The 16,627-nt window shown below is 51.5% G+C and carries 8 protein-coding genes; 2 read left to right on the forward strand and 6 right to left on the reverse strand.

What is annotated here, in order from left to right:
- Positions 1-123 precede the first annotated feature (123 nt).
- A complete protein-coding gene (locus SH668x_RS12120; RefSeq protein WP_437185323.1) occupies positions 124-813 on the reverse strand; it encodes a PspA/IM30 family protein in 690 nt (229 codons plus the stop codon).
- 101 nt (positions 814-914) lie between these two features.
- Complete coding sequence (locus SH668x_RS12125) at positions 915-4,556, reverse strand: hypothetical protein (RefSeq protein WP_437185324.1); 3,642 nt, start codon at positions 4,554-4,556, stop codon at positions 915-917.
- 1,549 nt (positions 4,557-6,105) lie between these two features.
- On the opposite strand from SH668x_RS12125, the gene SH668x_RS12130 reads away from it, so the two are divergent.
- Positions 6,106-8,658, forward strand: coding sequence for a response regulator (locus SH668x_RS12130; protein WP_437185325.1), 2,553 nt, complete (start codon positions 6,106-6,108; stop codon positions 8,656-8,658).
- A 238-nt stretch (positions 8,659-8,896) separates the two neighbouring features.
- Positions 8,897-9,808, forward strand: coding sequence for a GGDEF domain-containing response regulator (locus SH668x_RS12135; protein WP_437185326.1), 912 nt, complete (start codon positions 8,897-8,899; stop codon positions 9,806-9,808).
- A 202-nt stretch (positions 9,809-10,010) separates the two neighbouring features.
- Here SH668x_RS12135 and SH668x_RS12140 read toward each other — a convergent pair whose 3' ends face one another.
- From SH668x_RS12140 to SH668x_RS12155, 4 genes are all read right to left on the reverse strand, one after another.
- On the reverse strand, positions 10,011-11,438 hold the full coding sequence (locus tag SH668x_RS12140) for a DUF1501 domain-containing protein (protein ID WP_437185327.1): 1,428 nt from the start codon (positions 11,436-11,438) through the stop codon (positions 10,011-10,013).
- Between the two features lie 75 nt (positions 11,439-11,513).
- Entirely contained in the window at positions 11,514-14,294 is a 2,781-nt protein-coding gene (locus SH668x_RS12145) for a PSD1 and planctomycete cytochrome C domain-containing protein (protein WP_437185328.1), read from the reverse strand.
- A gap of 226 nt (positions 14,295-14,520) precedes the next feature.
- Positions 14,521-16,005, reverse strand: coding sequence for a LamG-like jellyroll fold domain-containing protein (locus tag SH668x_RS12150; RefSeq protein ID WP_437185329.1), 1,485 nt, complete (start codon positions 16,003-16,005; stop codon positions 14,521-14,523).
- Complete coding sequence (locus SH668x_RS12155; RefSeq protein ID WP_437185330.1) at positions 16,005-16,538, reverse strand: sigma-70 family RNA polymerase sigma factor; 534 nt, start codon at positions 16,536-16,538, stop codon at positions 16,005-16,007. Before SH668x_RS12155 ends, SH668x_RS12150 begins: the two co-directional genes overlap by 1 nt.
- Between the last annotated feature and the right edge of the window lie 89 nt (positions 16,539-16,627).

Here is a 16,627-nt window from a genome sequence, read left to right on the forward strand (position 1 = left end):
TAGAGGGACGAACGGAGATTCTCACAGTAGGACACGTTCCCCTCATGCCAGAACGAGAGGCCCGGGCGCGTTCGCTGTCATGAAGGGAAGCGTGTCTGGGAAGGGTGAGAAAGTTCGTCAACATTAAGCCTCATTCGCCCCGTTTCGAAGCTGCGATTTCAGCTGTTGCAGTTCCTGATCCAAACGGGCGTTCCGTTCTTCAACTTCAAATTCTCTGGCAAGCTCTTCTGCATCTGGGTCGCGCCCATCAAGTCTGTCAAACGCTTCCGCCATCGCTTCCGAGTGTTCGACTTTGGATTCCAGTCGACTGAACTGCGCAAAGGCGGAATTCCCGGTTGCTTTATCCAACGCGGAATTGATCTTTTGCGAACTCGATGCGCGGTTCATTCTGGCCAAGAGAAGAGTCCGCTTCTGTTTCATTTGGCGAATTTTCTCTTCCATGTCATGAACCTCGCGTCGCAATTTCTCTGTCTCCGCTTTCTGGCGTTGATGTTCTCCTTCCAGTTGATCTGCACGCTCTTCGGCGAGATTTTTCTGCAACAAGGCTGCACGTGCTCGTTCATCGTCATTGCGATTGAGTGCCTGAGATGTTCGTTCCAGCCACTCTTCAACCTCTTGTCGTGCTTTGGAGACACGCTTTTTCAAAAGAATTTCGTCCGCAATCGCTCCAGCAACCGACTTGCGCACCGATTCGAGTTCTTCTTCCATATCGATGACAAGTTGTTGCAGCATCCGTTCGGGGTCTTCGATCTTTTCTCGCAGAAATGTGATATTTGACCGCATGACGAGAGAAAATTGTTCTAACCAGCTCATGGGAGATTCCTTTTCAAATCAGGAGGAGTATTTCCAGCGGGCGATTTGCCAGCCAGAGAGAGAAACAGTCGCGAAAGCACTGTAAGTCCGCAGCGAAACGATTATTTCCAGGACTCGAGGTCGGCCGAAATCAGCCGAATACGAGACAGAATCGATTCTCTGTATTTCTCGCAGTAGGCAGCGAGAGCGATGATTGAGAATCCAACGACCAATCCGACAATCCAAAGTAGATTGGGATTTGTCATCGATCCGTGGACGACAACCGCAATCATGTCTGCGACGAGAAACGCTGTCGCACAGTACATGGTGGTTTTCATCCGTGCCCCAATCGACACAACGATCATGAGTACGCTTGTCAGCATCAGCGTCAGCATATGCACCCAACTACCACCAAGAATTTCAAACGTAGGCGAAGCGAGGATGCAAAGGGCTCCTACGATGCGGTAGTGACGCTGCAGATTCGGTTGGATTTCCTTGTGGAGCAATTCCACGAGGAAGAGAGTTGTCATACCGACGGGGATCAGGAATAGCTGGAGATCGGTCCACTTAAGGTTGATCCAAAGCAAGGCGAGAGAGGTATTGCAGATCGCAGCAGAGATCGTCCAGCACAGTTTCCGGTTCTCTGTGAGTCCTGCCCAGAAGTACCACGCTGCTGCGATGAATGCCGCAAGGCTGTTCAGACCGGACCAGTCGGAGTTTTTCCAGCCAAAGTAGTAGGAAACGGCAATCACGAACGTTGCCAATGGGAGCCGGAATCCAACGGTTTGAAACGGACCGCTGAGGATACTGAAGCGCCGGGAATTCCTGACGATTGATGCAATTTTGCAAAGGAGGGCTGCAATTACCAGCAGGACGAACAACCCTGCTCCATGTCCAATGTTAATCAAGTTGAGCCAATGAAGCTGAATGACTCCCTGGCCGACTGCCAATAAGCCGCCCCAGACAACTTCTTTGCGCTGCATTCGACCTGCTAGTAAGAAAAAGGTTGTGGCAATGAACAGGTGACATGCGATGAGCAATGAACAACTCGCCATGTCGAGAGTCTCATGCTGCGAACACGTTACTCTTCCGATCTGAGCGATCGCGATGGTCAGCAGAAGACCACCATGCACAAAATCAGTCTTCGAAAAAGACTTCTGGCGGAGTGATCGAACAACTTCCCAGAGGAGAAGTGAGAGGCTGCAAACCACAGCTAAAAGCAGAGGACTCTGGAAATCAATCAGGGCTTGTGCCGTTAGCGTGGCGTGATTCGATTGCGGAAGAAAAGGAATAAGAGTTGCCACGATCACTTGCCAGTTGAGGATTGGCATGATCGAGTTTCTGATCCATTGTGTGTTTCCATTTCGCGTGACTAACCAGAGGCCGCCGACGGAAATGCAACCTGCCAGTTGCACCAACCAATTCGACCAGAAGAGCGTTCCGACTGAAATCGTCATTAACACGCAGAGTGTGGAATATTGGACTTCACTGAATGGAACGAGTGCCTCGGAGACCGTCTTGGCCAACCGACTCTGGTGACTTCGTTTACTGAAGTAGGTGAGAACGAGCATGAAAAATTCATAGAGGGCGATCGCCAGGCAGGCCCAAAGGATGATTTTTTGGTTGCCAAGATTTTCCTGACCGATGAATTCTCGCACCTGAGCGTCCATCGCGAACAGCGTTGCGAGAAACGCAATTCGAATGAACCCCTTTTGGGTCGTTTGAATGCCAGCAGCGTAACACCACAGCACCATCATCATGCTTGTGAAGATTAGTCGAGACCAACTATCTGATTGATAATGTGGGAGTCCAATTGCGAGTGCGGGGATGGCAATAAAAATCGCCAATAGAAGCAGAATTGGGGTGGATACCAGTAACAGTGGTCGCCCGAAGACTGCGACTCGGTTGGTCCGAAACACGTAGGTGACAATCACTCCCGTGAGCCACTGCATCAGCATCACGGCCATTGAGAGAGTGAACCAGTCCACTGTTGCGATGCTCAATGACCGTCGAAACGCAAGGAGCATGAAGATTGCATTCAAATTCAGCGTGGTGATCCAGGCGATCCCTTCGCTTCGCCGGATGAATGCTTGGAAGATCAGAATTCCGGCAGTGAGTGCTGTCTCGGTCAGAAGTTTTGGCTTTCCTCTGTCCGCGTAAAGATGGCCTAGAAGCAGCAACGCCACGGCGAATGTTGTCCAAAAGCTGAAGCGTTGGAAGATCTTTGCAGATGTCATCAACCCTTTCCGGGCGGAGAGTGTCGATTTCGATCCGATTGCATTCAGAATTTCGCTGACGGCAAGCTGAATCGCTGCGAAGATCAGAATCCAGAGCCACTCTGTCTCAAAATAGAAATTCGGGGTGGAGACCGCGTTTCTGAATGAGAGAAAACCGGTAGCTGCTCCCAACAGGGAGACGTTCATCGGGATCAGTGGCCTCCAGTCTTTTTCCAGCAGCGTTTTGAGCAGAAATACCGAACTGATGGCCACGCAAACAGGGAAAGTCGCTTTGACATGACTCAATGAAACGATCAGAAGCACAATGGCCAATAGGGTTGAAATCGTGCTGAGTGGGGCACTCAGAAAGGTCAGTTTCTTTCGATTGAACCACCAGGCAGCGACCGTGAATCCGAAGAGGACAGGAAGATATGTCAGCCCGTAAAACGCGTATGGAAGCTTTTGTTCCTGAACAGCAGCGGCCCCCGCCTGAACGAGATTGCGGGCAACATCAAGGAAGAAGAGTGGTGAAAACTGGTAGCCAGCGAGCAGGCAGAACAGTGCCCCCCAGGTAAACGCCGAAACGCGAGTCCTCCACGCAACTTGAAAGAGTGCACACGCACCAAGGAATGAAGCCGGGACCATTGCGTAAGGTCGAGGAAGACCACTCAGCGTCAGACCTATTCCCGCTGCGATTAGCAACACGCCGGAGATCAATGGAATGATGATGTGAGCAGGATAAGGGCGAAGTAAATTTCCAGTTCGCTGTATGAAGACGCCAGCGACGGTATTTGCGGTCGCCAACACAGGAACTGAAATCAGAACGCATCCAAGTCCCCACCACTGAAGTTCAATGTGGCGAGCGAGGTTGACTCCAAACACACCTAGAAAAAGTGCTGCAAGGAGAACAACTGGAAAGAATCCGAAGACTCGCGGAAGGCGTTCCTCCTCCATCATCCAGAAGACATGGCGATTGACTTTGACGACTCCAATCGTAAAGACCGCCCAAAGGACCATGGCGGTGAATGGAGCCCACTGAGCAGGCAACGCGGATACCAATGCCCCTGCAAGGCAGAGCGTCATGTAGGCAGCCACAAATGTGGTCTGTTGGGTACGCAGAAAATGCTTGAAGATGTTGAGTGCGGCAAATGTGCTGAGGGCCAGATTGACCCCGAGCAAAGCTGTCATTCCGAGATGTTTACTAAGAGTCGCGAGCGTCCATGCATCGCTGGTTCGAACCCAATGGAGGGCGAAAAACGTAAGCGGGATCAGCAACACGGTCAGGGACATTAGAAAGGTGCCGGTCCGTTGCAGCCCCATTCGAAAGTAGATCAGCTGACTCGAAACATAGACGGCGCCTGTGTACCCGAGCAAAATCGCATATTTCCAGGTCGGCGTGTATTCCACCCAATGTGTGGAAACGAGTCGGATCGACGATCCCAAAAGGATGATGACCCCAACCCCGAGCAACCACTTGATGTTCTTTTCATCCAGAAAGCTGTCCAGAAATCTCAGAACGATCGAATTGGATCTTGCGGGGGATTCCATTTGCAGGGTTCCACTGATGTCAGTTGTTTAGGGGCGAACTCTCGCGATAGACGTCGCCTAAATCACTTCCAGTGCCAAACCGAATGGATTCCCTGTTAATCGTCGCAAGTGTTTTCTTGGAAATAGCTTGCATTTCTGTTTCCAATTCCGAAGTCTGCAAATCGACATTGAGATCGCAGTCATTCACCTGCAGGGATCGCAATGCTGTCGCTGCACTCAGAAACCGGTCTCGCGGGGAGACTCTGCTCAGTGGATCATCTCAAAGAATCGTCGGAGGATTGGACTCCGAACGCTGCAGCGTCCTAAAAAACGGGACAGCTCAGTGCCCGTCGACAGAGGAAAAAAGGTTCATACGTCGACACAGCAGAGATCACCATCTCGCGAGGCGTTGCGAGAGCGAACATTCGCTTCAAAAGTTTTCACCCAAATTCAACAGGGATCGCTGCATTTAAGGGAGATTCCCCGTTGTTTTGTGTCAAATTACCACCCAGGAATGAATGGGGAGATATTTTTCAGAAGAGCCAGATTTTGCTGAGTCACATTCGACTTTAATAGTATGTTTCGCATTGAGGCAATTCGATCTTTTCTGAGCGCCGTTCCCTGGAACAGGACCGGGCTTAGATTTGCGCATAATGACTGGTGAAATGGCGATTTCGCAATTTCGACATAAAGGGTTGAAGTGAATATCACTAAGTCGATTCGACGAGGGGTGATCGGACGTTCGCAGATTCCCGCGATTGTGCGCGGCGTCTGGCGCTTCGCGAACCAATTCAAACACTTTGCCTACGCATTGATTTGGATCACGTCGATCGGACTCCTTGGATTCATTGTGCTTCAATACGAACTTTCACCGGGTCGTGTGAGATGGGAAACGACAGTGTTTCCTCAGCACCCGTCTACCAAGCACAAATCGCACCTCATCCTCCTCCTACACCCTCACTGTGCATGCTCAGAGGCGTCGCTGATCGAGATCTCCAACCTTTTGAAAAATCCAAGCTCTGATAATTGCGATCTGGAGGTTCTGATCGCTACGTACGAAGAACTGGGACCAGAACAGAATCATTCAAAGATCTCAACGCTTGCGACAGAGATGTTCCCGGAGAGCGTCAAGTTTGTCCCGCAGTCGGAGATTCAAAATCGGTATGGCGAATTCCCTTCAGGGACGACTCTGCTGATTTCACCTGAGGGTCGGCTCCGCTTCGCAGGCGGAGTCACACCACGACGAGGACACGTTGGAAGCAACAGGGGAACTGAAATAATCCTCTCCCTTCTCAACGAAAGCAAAAACACGCTCAGCGAATCCACCCACTCGGCGAAATCAGGCGGTGTGTCGCATCGTACAACGACTCTCAATCGCACCGCCGACGTGATGCAGTCTCCTGTTTTTGGTTGTCAGCTTTAGTCCTTTATCCATCAATTCCAGACGAGTTCCCGGGTCCAGACCACTATGGAAACGACGAGTGCCCTGACACCAGGCCAATCTTTTCAAAGCCGTGTGAAAACACTGCTGAAGGAGGACTGTCGGCGAGTTTACACGTGGACGGATCACATGTTCTTCCGTCTCTTATGGCTGCAATGGGGGCTTGCGGTGACGTACGCCTTACTTTGGACCCCGTACTCATGGAACGGAGCAGAGCGTTCCATCAACCCGCATGTTTACACAACCATTTTTCTCGGCGGCTTGGTCATCGCGTTGCCACTCTGGATGATTCAAACTCACCCCGGAACGACGTTGACGCGACATCTGGTCGCTATTGGTCAAATGCTGCTGTCGGCAATCCTGATCGACCTCACCGGTGGCCGAATTGAAACGCACTTCCATATTTTTGGATCGCTGGCCTTCTTGAGTTTCTACCGAGACTGGAAAGTGATTCTCAGTGGCACAGCGATCGTTGTCGCTGATCATGCAATCCGCGGAATCCTCTATCCAGCGTCTCTCTATGGTGTTGTCACGGGAGCGGAATGGCGGTTTTTGGAGCATGCCGGGTGGGTCGTCTTCATGGATTTCTTTCTCATTTATGGCTGCATCAAGAGTCAGAAAGAAATGCGAGACGTTGCAGAACGCCAGGTGGAACTTCATGACCTGAAAGATTCATTCAAAGAAATTTCAGAGCAGGCAGTGAAAGCCAGTCAGGCGAAAAGTGAGTTCCTGGCGAACATGAGCCATGAAATTCGCACCCCGATGAACGGAATTCTGGGGATGACAGAAGTTGTCCTCGAGACCCCGCTCGCACCGGATCAGCGAGACTCACTGGAAATCGTGCAATCGTCAGCGGAATCGCTTCTGGTTGTGATTGATGACATTCTCGACTTCTCCAAGATTGAAGCTGGAAAACTTGAGATCGATACGATCCAGTTCAATGTTCGTGAACTTGTTGAAGACACGTTAAAACTATTGGCGATCAAAGCACACTCGAAAGGTCTCGAGCTGAATCTGGATTTCCATAATGATGTGCATGAGCACATTTACTGTGACCCCCATCGACTGCGTCAGATTCTGATCAATCTCGTCAGTAATTCGGTGAAATTCACGAAGTTTGGGGAAGTCTCGGTTGTCGTGAAGCAGGTCGGAGAGAGCAAAGACAACGTCAAGCTGCGGATCTCTGTCATCGACACTGGCATCGGTATCAAACCCGACCAATTAGAAAAAATCTTCCTGCCATTCTCTCAGGCTGACAACTCGATCACCAGAAAGTTCGGAGGAACAGGGCTTGGCTTGACGATCACCAGCCAGCTTGTGTCGTTAATGTCTGGACAGTTGAGCGTGGAGAGCGTCGTTGGTGAAGGATCAGTCTTCACACTGGAAATCGATTTCAGAAAAGGGGAAGCTCCCCAGCGACGCGAGAACGCCGCTGCGATTGATCTGAAAGATCTTCCAATCCTCGTCGTCGATGACAACCTAACGAATTGCAAGATCTTTGACCGAATTATTCGCCAATGGGGAGCCATCCCGAAGACCTGTACCTCGGCTCATGACGCCTTGCAGGAGTTAAAGCGAGCCAAGCAAGGGGGAGTTCATTACCCGTTGCTGCTGATCGATGCCCTGATGCCGGGGATGGACGGCTTCGACATGATTTCCGAACTAAAGGCCAGCGATCCTGTCGACGCTCCGACCATCATGATGCTGACTTCGTGTGATCAGCGAGGGGACTCTGCCCGATGTCGTGACCTCGGAATAGCGTCCTATCTGATCAAACCAATTAAAGCGAACGAGCTGCGAAATGCGGTTTCTTCCGCACTGAAAGCGACCCCTGTCATTCAACCGATGACTCTGGTGGAAAAGGACTACTCACCCGTGACATCTACAACCTCAAGTTCGACTTCGTTTAAACCATCCTCCTCCATCCGAGTTCTTCTCGTCGAAGACAACCCGATCAATCAACGGGTCGCGTGTCGAATGCTCGAGAAATTTGGGGTGACGGGGCACGTGGTCAATGATGGAGTGGAAGCGTTGGAAGCCGCGACCAGCCAGAGTTTCGATGTCATCCTGATGGATATTCAGATGCCACGAATGGATGGACTCACTGCGACAACCGAAATCCGCAAACGTCTTACATCCGCAGCAGATCGCCCTTATATCATTGGAATGACTGCACATGCCCTTCAAGGCGATCGTGAAAAATGCCTTGAACGCGGGATGGACAATTACGTCTCCAAGCCGGTCCGCATCGAAGACCTGCAGCGAGTCTTGACCGAGTACGAGGCACAAGCCTCACCGCGACGTTCAGATTCAGCTCAGACAAAATCGAAAGTCAACCGAAGCGGCTACACATACGAATCCGCCTTCAAGTTGTCCGGAGAAGACAACGATCTTCTCTGTGAGTTAGGGAAAGTGTTTTTGGAAAGCATCCCAGAACAGATCGAAGAGCTTGGTGCATCGATACGATCGAAAGACCACTTCAAGATCGGTCGAGTCTCTCACAAATTGAGAGGATCGCTAGGTCATTTTGGAGCAACAACCTCCATTTCGACGATCGAGCGGATTGAAGCCGCCGCGGAAAGTGCAAATTTATCGTCCACGCCTGATGACTTTGAACAGCTGAAAATTCAATTGGATGATCTTATCGGTGAGATTTCGCAGCTTGTCGCACAAGGTGCATAAAGGAGTCTAACGGGCGTGAGGCTTGATCCTCAGTGCTGAAGTAGGTTGAGACCATCGCACGGTTCGGAAGTTCTCTGACAGGAATCTGAACCGCATCACGGCTTAACGGCCAATCAAATCGATGCGATCAATGGTTTGTGGAATTCGTTTACGGGCAATTTTTTCACTGAGTTGAATGTGACGATTGGCATTGATGCCCACGGGTCCATTCTCTTGAAAGTTCGATTCTTAGTATCAAATGAATATTCTCATTGCAGATGACGATCCAATTTGCCTCAAACGCCTGGAGCACTTTTTTCGCTCAGGTGAGCATCAGCTATTTTGTGCGACGAACGGGCAGGAAGCTTGGGATATCATTGAGAGTGAAAATCTGCAGATCGCAATTCTCGATTGGGAAATGCCGCTGATGAGCGGGGTGGAAATCTGTAAAACGTTTCGAGACAAAAACGGGATGGATTTCCTTTACATCATTCTTCTGACCAGTCGAAACAGCCGTAATGATATCGCAAAAGGGATTGATTCCGGAGCAGACGACTTCCTTTCCAAACCGGTCGATTTTCAGGAACTCACTGTCCGCCTGAGAGCTGCAAAAAGAATCATTCAGTTCCAGGAAATGATTTGCAAAAATGCGATGATCGATGCTCTGACCGGGGTCCTGAACCGTAGGGCGATCTTTGATCAAATCGCAAAGGAGCACGATCGGACCCTTCGCTCGGGGGGAAGTTATTCCTTCGTTCTTTGCGATATCGATCACTTCAAGAAAATTAATGATGTCTATGGGCACCCGTCGGGAGATCATGTTCTGCAGGTCGTCGCGAAGCGAATGTCGGAAGATCTGCGTGGCTCAGACTGCATCGGCCGATACGGCGGGGAGGAGTTTCTGATCATTCTGCCGGAGTGCAAAGAAGACGAAGCGGCGCAGATTGCAGAGCGTTTACGGATCCGAGTCAGCGAAGCGAAGATTGATTTGGGTGGCTCCAACATTTCGGTGACAACGAGCTTCGGTGTCTGCGAAAATCAGCGAGCTCTTTCAGAGATCGGAGTCGCGTTGAAGCATGCGGATCTCGCACTCTATCAATCCAAACATCAAGGGAGAAACTGCGTCACACGCTTCGAGGACCTCAGAGTCATGGACAGCACCACACGCTGAGGAAGTACCTTCCTCGCGTACATCTGACTGGATCGTAGTGCTTCAATGAAACAGATTGGCGTTCTGCTCTCTTAATAGAAGTGAGCAGGACGCTTCATTTTAGACACTCAAGTATCCCGCGATGTGCTTGCCTGCCGATGTCGAACATTAAGTGATCGGCGACCGATGGGGCGCTGACTCACAAGGTTTACTCGCCCTCGATCTACGCGAGAATGTCGTGAATCACATGGCCCTCAACGTTGGTGATTCTTCTCTGAATCCCATTGTGCTCGAATGTCAGTCGTTCGTGGTCGAGCCCCAGCAGATGCAGAATGGTTGCGTTGAAGTCATAGAGTGGATGGATATTTTCCACGGCTTTGCTGCCGAGTTCATCTGTACGCCCATGCCGTACTCCGGGCTTCACTCCTGCCCCTGTCATCCAGCAGGTGAATCCGTCAGGATTATGATCGCGACCGAACGCATCCTTCTGGAACATGGGGAGTCGTCCGAACTCTGTACACCAGACGACAAGCGTGTCATCGAGCAGCCCACGTTGTTTGAGATCGCGAATCAAGGCTGCCACTGGCTGATCCATGATGGCTGCATGCCGAGTGTACTGTGTTTTCAGTGCGTTATGTCCGTCCCAATTGAGTTCCCCACCGCTGGCATAGGCACCATTAAATAGCTGTACGAACCGAACCCCTCGTTCGACCAGTTTCCGCGCCAGGATGCAGTTTCTGGCAAACTCCGATTTGAGCGAGTTCTCAGTGTCGTCCGCGCCGTACAACTTCAAAATGTGTTCTGGCTCGTTGTTCAGGTCCATGATCCCGGGAACACTGAGTTGCATTCGGGCAGCGAGTTCATAACTCGCGATGCGCGCCCGATAGCGATCTTCCGCCGGTTGCTGCTCAGCGTGCCTTTTGTTCATTCGTTCAAGCAGTTCGCGGGCGGCATCATCTGCTCTTCGTTCAACGCCAGGAGCACTCAGATTTCGCACAGGTGCCTTGGTTCCAAGCAGCGTCCCTTGAAACGCTGCCGGCAAAAATCCCGGGCTCCAATTATTGGATCCAGCCTGAGGAACGCCTCGCGGATCGAGAATGGAGACAAAAGCGGGGAGATCCTGATTCTCGCTTCCCAAAGCGTAACTAATCCACGCTCCCAGACTGGGAAAGCCGTCGAAATTAAACCCCGTCGAAAGAAAGTTCTCAGCCGGACCGTGAGTGTTGCTGGTGCTTGTCAGCGAGTGAACAAACGCCAGTTCATCCGTCAGTTCAGCCAGATGAGGGATGAGATCGGAAACCATCATCCCGGTCTCCCCCCGCGGTCGAAAGTCGAACTGTGGACGAGCAAGATTTCCTGACGGTCCCTGAAAAGTGACCGCTGGACCACCCGGCATCGGCTGGCCATCCAGCCGAATCAATTCCGGCTTGTAATCCCATGTCTCGAGTTGACTGACTGCTCCCGCGCAGAACACCACGATGACATTCTTGGCCTTGGGGGTGAAATGTGGTTGTCGAGGAAAGTATGGGCGTGCAGGATCAATCACTGGTTTGTCGCTGGCCAGTAGCTGATCATTCTGAAGCAGGTTGAGCAGCCCAATACCTCCCAGTGCAGAAGCAGCGTCTGAGAGAAAGTGTCTTCGGTTCAGCATTTCGGCTCCAGATCTCAATCCCGTGATCAGGTTGTAATGAAGTCTCAGTTGACTTGGTGTGCGACGACCATTCAATCATGGAATGAATAGAAATTCGTTGCTGTTGAAGATCGCGCGACATAACAATGCGACCCCGAATTCATCCGCGACACGCATCGCATCATCCAATTCTTCCTGTGTCGGTGCCCGGTTCAGGGTAATCTGCCAGAGACGCTCAATCTGTTTCTGCTGACTCTCCGGAGAATCCTTTGTCAGTCGCTCTGCAAGCGCTGCCGATTCCTCAAGGACGAACTTGCTATTGAAGAGGTTCAGAGCCTGAATCGGTGTGGTCGATTCGGATCGGCGGGCAGCACTTTGCCCCCCATCGGGCCGGTCGAATGCTCCGAACACAGCATCACGCTCACGTCGGACCATATGGGCATAAATCAAACGTCTCCGCCCATCGGGAGTAAACGATTCCACCGGAATGAACCCGGTCAGTCCGCCCCGAAGATTGAACAAATCAAATCCTGGTCCACCCATACGGAGATTTAATCGCCCGCTGCATGCAAGAATCGCATCGTGAATCGACTCGGCGTTCAGTCGCCTGGGCGGATACCGCCACAAGTAACGTGAGTCGACATCCAGTTTGGCGTACTCTTCTTTGTTTGCCGAAGACTGACGATAAGTGGAGGAAAGGACAATCAGCCGGTGCATTGCTTTGATCGACCAATTTGCCCGAATGAACTCTTCTGCGAGATAATCGAGTAACTCGGGATGAGTCGGTGGGATTCCGGTGCGTCCGAAGTCGCTGGGTGTTTCGACAAGTCCAACACCAAAGTGACCTTGCCAAATACGATTCGCCATCACCCGGGCAGTAAGTGGGTTTTCTGGACTGGAAATCCATGCTGCAAGTGCCTTGCGGCGATCAACATCGCCAGCGTCGACAGGTAACGTCACCGAACTGAAAGAACTGAGAATCGTCGGGATAATCAATTCTTTCGGCTGCTCCGGGTCACCTCGGGTGAGTAAGTGAATTTGATCGGGAGTTCGAAAATTGCCAGCGAAGGCGACGAGCTTTGCTTCGACCCCGGAGATCTGACTGTGTAGTGTTCGCTGCGATTCAATTAGTTCATCTGCCTTGGAGAGAGCATCCCCCTGAAAGCCAAACGCTTCTGCGATCGTCAATCGTTCCGCTGCAGGTTGTTTGCGAGTTGTCTGGTCCGCAATGACGAGCCAGCTTCCATCTTCCTTCGCAGCTTCGACCAGATATTCGATTGCCAGTCGGTCGCCAAATTGCTGATGTCGGTCGCGTCCCCAATTGATGCGGACGATCTCCTGAGGCGCAGGGAATTCGACAATCACCCACCCCTTGCCGACTTCATTCGACATCCAGCTTGATGAATTGCCATGTCGTCCATCGTTCAGGTATTCCAACTGATGTCTGCCGGGTGAGACATTACTTCCTGATGCCGTCACTGTTGCGCCAGCAGTCGTCAGAGCGACATTCTCCCCTGAGGCGTTGATCACTTCGAGTTCATCGATACATGGCTCATATAAGTTGGTGGATTTGATTTCGAAGCGAATCTTTTTCGTGACAACTGATGGAATTCGCTCTGTATTAAACGCGGGGTTAATCGCAGGTCGAATCTCGGACTTCAATGGGAGTGGAAACAGATTCGTCAGTTCTCTTTCGACCTGCTGCAGATCTTCGCGGAACTTTTTTTGTTCTTCCTCGCTATAGAGCTTGACCGGCGAGCCGACTTCTCGATCTTCGTATTCAACTCCAGCGACAAACGACTGCATCGCGTAGTAATCGTATTGGCTGATCGGATCGAACTTGTGATCGTGGCAGCGGGCACAGCCAACGCTGAGTCCGAGAAAGGATTGCGAGATGTTGGTCACAATCTCATCAATCGCATCTTGTCTAGCGAGTCGTTTAGAGGCGTCGTCCGCTCCGACCTGACCAGGGAGCAGAACGGAAGCAGTAATCAAAAATCCTGTCGCAGCTTCCTGCCCCAGTTGATCACCGATAATCTGCTCACGAATAAACTGATCATAAGGGGTGTCGTTGTTCATCGCCTGAATGACATAGTCTCTATACGGCCATGCATTCGGTCGCTCTGTGTTCACCTCGAAGCCGTGAGTATCTGCGTAGCGAACGACGTCCAGCCAGTGCTGCGCCCAGCGTTCACCGTAACGAGGAGACGCCAGTAATTCATCGACGACTCGAGAGTACGCGGATTCAACATCACCCTGCTCCAGTTCTGCAACGAACTTTGCGATCTCTTCCGGAGTGGGCGGCAGTCCGATCAGATCGAAATACACTCGGCGCATCCAGACGATGGGACTCGCTACTGGGCTGGGGGAAAAGCCTTTGTCGCGGAGTTTTTCTAGTACGAACTGATCGATTGCATTTCGTGACCAACTGTCGTCAGTGAGTTTTGGGGGACTCTGAGCTTCGCGTGGTTTGAAGGACCAGTGATCGGTTTTATCCACGACGACAGACAGGTCGATGCCATCCGGCCAGACTGCTCCTTCCGCCACCCAGTTTTTTAATACTGCGATCTCGCTGGCATCAAGACGGGAGTCCGGGGGCATTTGTAGATCAGCATCGGGGTTCTCGACGAATTGAATCAACAAACTGGCGTCCGCATTTGCTGTGTCGATTGTCTGACCGTAAAGCTCGCCCCCTTTGAATGCCTCGCTGCGAATATCGAGACGGAAACCGCTTTTCTGCTTCTCTGGCCCGTGACAGGAATAACAGTGCTTTTCGAATATCGGTCGAACGTCATGAATGAAGTCCACTTCGGCCCAAGCAGGACTGCAAGTGAAAACAAATAGCAGCAGCGAAAGACTTCGTGTAAGTCGCATCATTCGTCCCTGTCTGGTCGCACTCAAACAACCGCGTTCTGATTCACTGTTCTGCCCGACCTTCAGCGGATGTGAGAACTCTTTCGACATCGCGCGAACATTTGGCAATGCACGTTGACTGACCTCACGACCATCTTGAATCAATCACTTTAATTTCCGCAGTGTATTGTCTTTTTATGAGAGAATTCACAGCTAAGCACACTTTCTTAAAAAGTTGCGTTGACTGATTTCACTGATAAGGGTTTCCAGCTTCGAAGAGATCTGAAATCTCCTGCTCGGAGAGATCACGTCCCCAGATGAGCAGTTCATCGATGCGGCCACTTAATTTCCGGTCATCGATGTTCCAGTTACCGATCTGAGCAGGGCCTAACCGAGCGGGGTAAGCAGGTTCCTGCAGAACGACGTTGTCGAACTTGCCATCAAGATAGAATCGCATCTGCTTCTGATCCGAGTCATACACGACAGCCAGGTGTGTCCACCGCCGTGGGCTATCCGGGATGCTTGTCGCGGAATCCGCTTCCCATGTTCCCCGGAGTTTCGGATCGGCCATGTCGTTCCCAAACAGAGCAAGTCTCATCTGGCGTTTCTCCGTCACCATCCAGTGAATCTGGCCAAAAGCTTGCGGATTACTCCACCCGTCCGTGTGAAGCAACGACTGGTAAAGATCACCGAATCGGTCGAGTCTCACCCAGGCGGCCAATGTCAATTGATTGAATGTTTGGCCTTCCGCGACATTCAGCTGCATATGGTCTCCGATGTTGATGAACTCTGGGGCCCGTGATCCCGGCCATCTCCCCTGAACGATGCTGTATCGGCCAGGCGGATTTTCATCGGATTCAAAATTAAGCAGCGCAATCAGCGAAGGATCATTGCGAAGGCGATCGAGAGCCTCTCCCGATTGAGTCGGCTTTCCAGCCTTAATCGCAGCGTGGAGTGACGTGACTTCATCCGGCCGGATAAACGCTGCAGATCGCAAATTTCGCGGGTGACCACCCCCAGCCTGCAGCTGAAAGGCGTCTCCATCGAACAAGTTCTTTCGAAGGCCCCCGTCCGAAGATTCTGCAATGACCTCTCCTTCGAACACATGGATCTGCGATTCCCCCTCCAGAGGAACATCGACACCGAATTTCGTGCCAATGTCGACCGCGTTCCCTGTTGGGGTGACAACCGTAAACTTGGTCGCTGATGCTGGAACGTCTGCAGCCAGTCGACCGTATTCAAGCTCGAGCTTTTGAGCCGTATGGAAGCGGAAATGAGCCGGTGCTTCGAGAACTAGATGCGCCCCTGTTGCGGTCTTGAGTTCGAGCACTCCGGAGTCGATCTGGTGCCACCGGTTGCCCAGTTGCGTGCTTTCCGAGTGGGATTTCACACCGGTCGCACTGACGATGGAAGCAAACTGCTTCTCGGGGAGCGTGAGGTAAATCCCAATGCCGAGGAGCACAGCTGCGCAGAGACTCACGAGTCCGATGGTTCGTTTGTATCCCGGTTTTTGTCGGTGATACGACGTAATTTGGACTTCTCGCGTCAACCCAGAGGAAATCCCATCATTCGCCACCAAAGCCGCGAGTGCCAAATCCTGATCCATCAACTCGATGAATTGAACACGCGCCTCTGCATCGCTTCGCAAAATCTGGTTCAAGTGCTCCAGATCTGCTTCGCTGAGGGAACCGTCAAGATACTCTTGATAAAGCTGGTGAAGTTGTTTGTATGACATTAGGAAATGACCTCACGCTTTAACTCGCGCTGAACGCACTCCTGCAGCAACAGCCTCATTCGGTACAACCACTGGTAGAACCCAGAGACTGTTCTTCCGCTTTCAATCGCGACTTGCTGAATCACGGCGTCTGGCTGATAGGCGCGGGAGAGAATTTCACGATCGTGTGAAGGAATCTTTTCAAAACAGATTCCCAATGCATCCCGCTTCTGCTGAAGTTGCTGATCAAACTGCTGCCCATCCTTGGCGATCAATTCTACGACGTCATTTGCCAAAACAACCCTGCCCCGGCGCTGATCTCTGATCCAGGACAGAACTTTGAACTTAGCAATTTGAAACGCCCAGACTCGAAATTCGCAATCGAGACGGAACTCATCGAACTTCTCCCAAAGCACGACAGCGACATCCTGCATGATGTCGTCGGCATCGCTCCTCAGTGGAACGAGGCGACGAACGTAAGCACGGATCGCAGCCTCGTTTGCGGTGAATAGCCGCAAAAACGTTTTGTGCTGATCGTCAATTTGGGGGGACATTCGGAAGCTCTGCGAGGCGGGACACTTTGCAGGTCCATTTCGGGAGTCGAGGCCATTTTCGTACAAAAAATGCCTCTCAGTCTCTGTTT

It is taken from the genome of Planctomicrobium mucosum (assembly GCF_051466335.1).
In the GTDB taxonomy this organism is placed as follows: domain Bacteria; phylum Planctomycetota; class Planctomycetia; order Planctomycetales; family Planctomycetaceae; genus Planctomicrobium.

Coding starts and splice junctions, on each gene's coding strand:
- SH668x_RS12120 (WP_437185323.1), bottom strand. CDS start 813: ATGAGCTGGTTAGAACAATTTTCTCTCGTCATGCGGTCAAATATCACA.
- SH668x_RS12125 (WP_437185324.1), bottom strand. CDS start 4,556: ATGGAATCCCCCGCAAGATCCAATTCGATCGTTCTGAGATTTCTGGAC.
- SH668x_RS12130 (WP_437185325.1), top strand. CDS start 6,106: ATGTTCTTCCGTCTCTTATGGCTGCAATGGGGGCTTGCGGTGACGTAC.
- SH668x_RS12135 (WP_437185326.1), top strand. CDS start 8,897: ATGAATATTCTCATTGCAGATGACGATCCAATTTGCCTCAAACGCCTG.
- SH668x_RS12140 (WP_437185327.1), bottom strand. CDS start 11,438: ATGCTGAACCGAAGACACTTTCTCTCAGACGCTGCTTCTGCACTGGGA.
- SH668x_RS12145 (WP_437185328.1), bottom strand. CDS start 14,294: ATGATGCGACTTACACGAAGTCTTTCGCTGCTGCTATTTGTTTTCACT.
- SH668x_RS12150 (WP_437185329.1), bottom strand. CDS start 16,005: ATGTCATACAAACAACTTCACCAGCTTTATCAAGAGTATCTTGACGGT.
- SH668x_RS12155 (WP_437185330.1), bottom strand. CDS start 16,538: ATGTCCCCCCAAATTGACGATCAGCACAAAACGTTTTTGCGGCTATTC.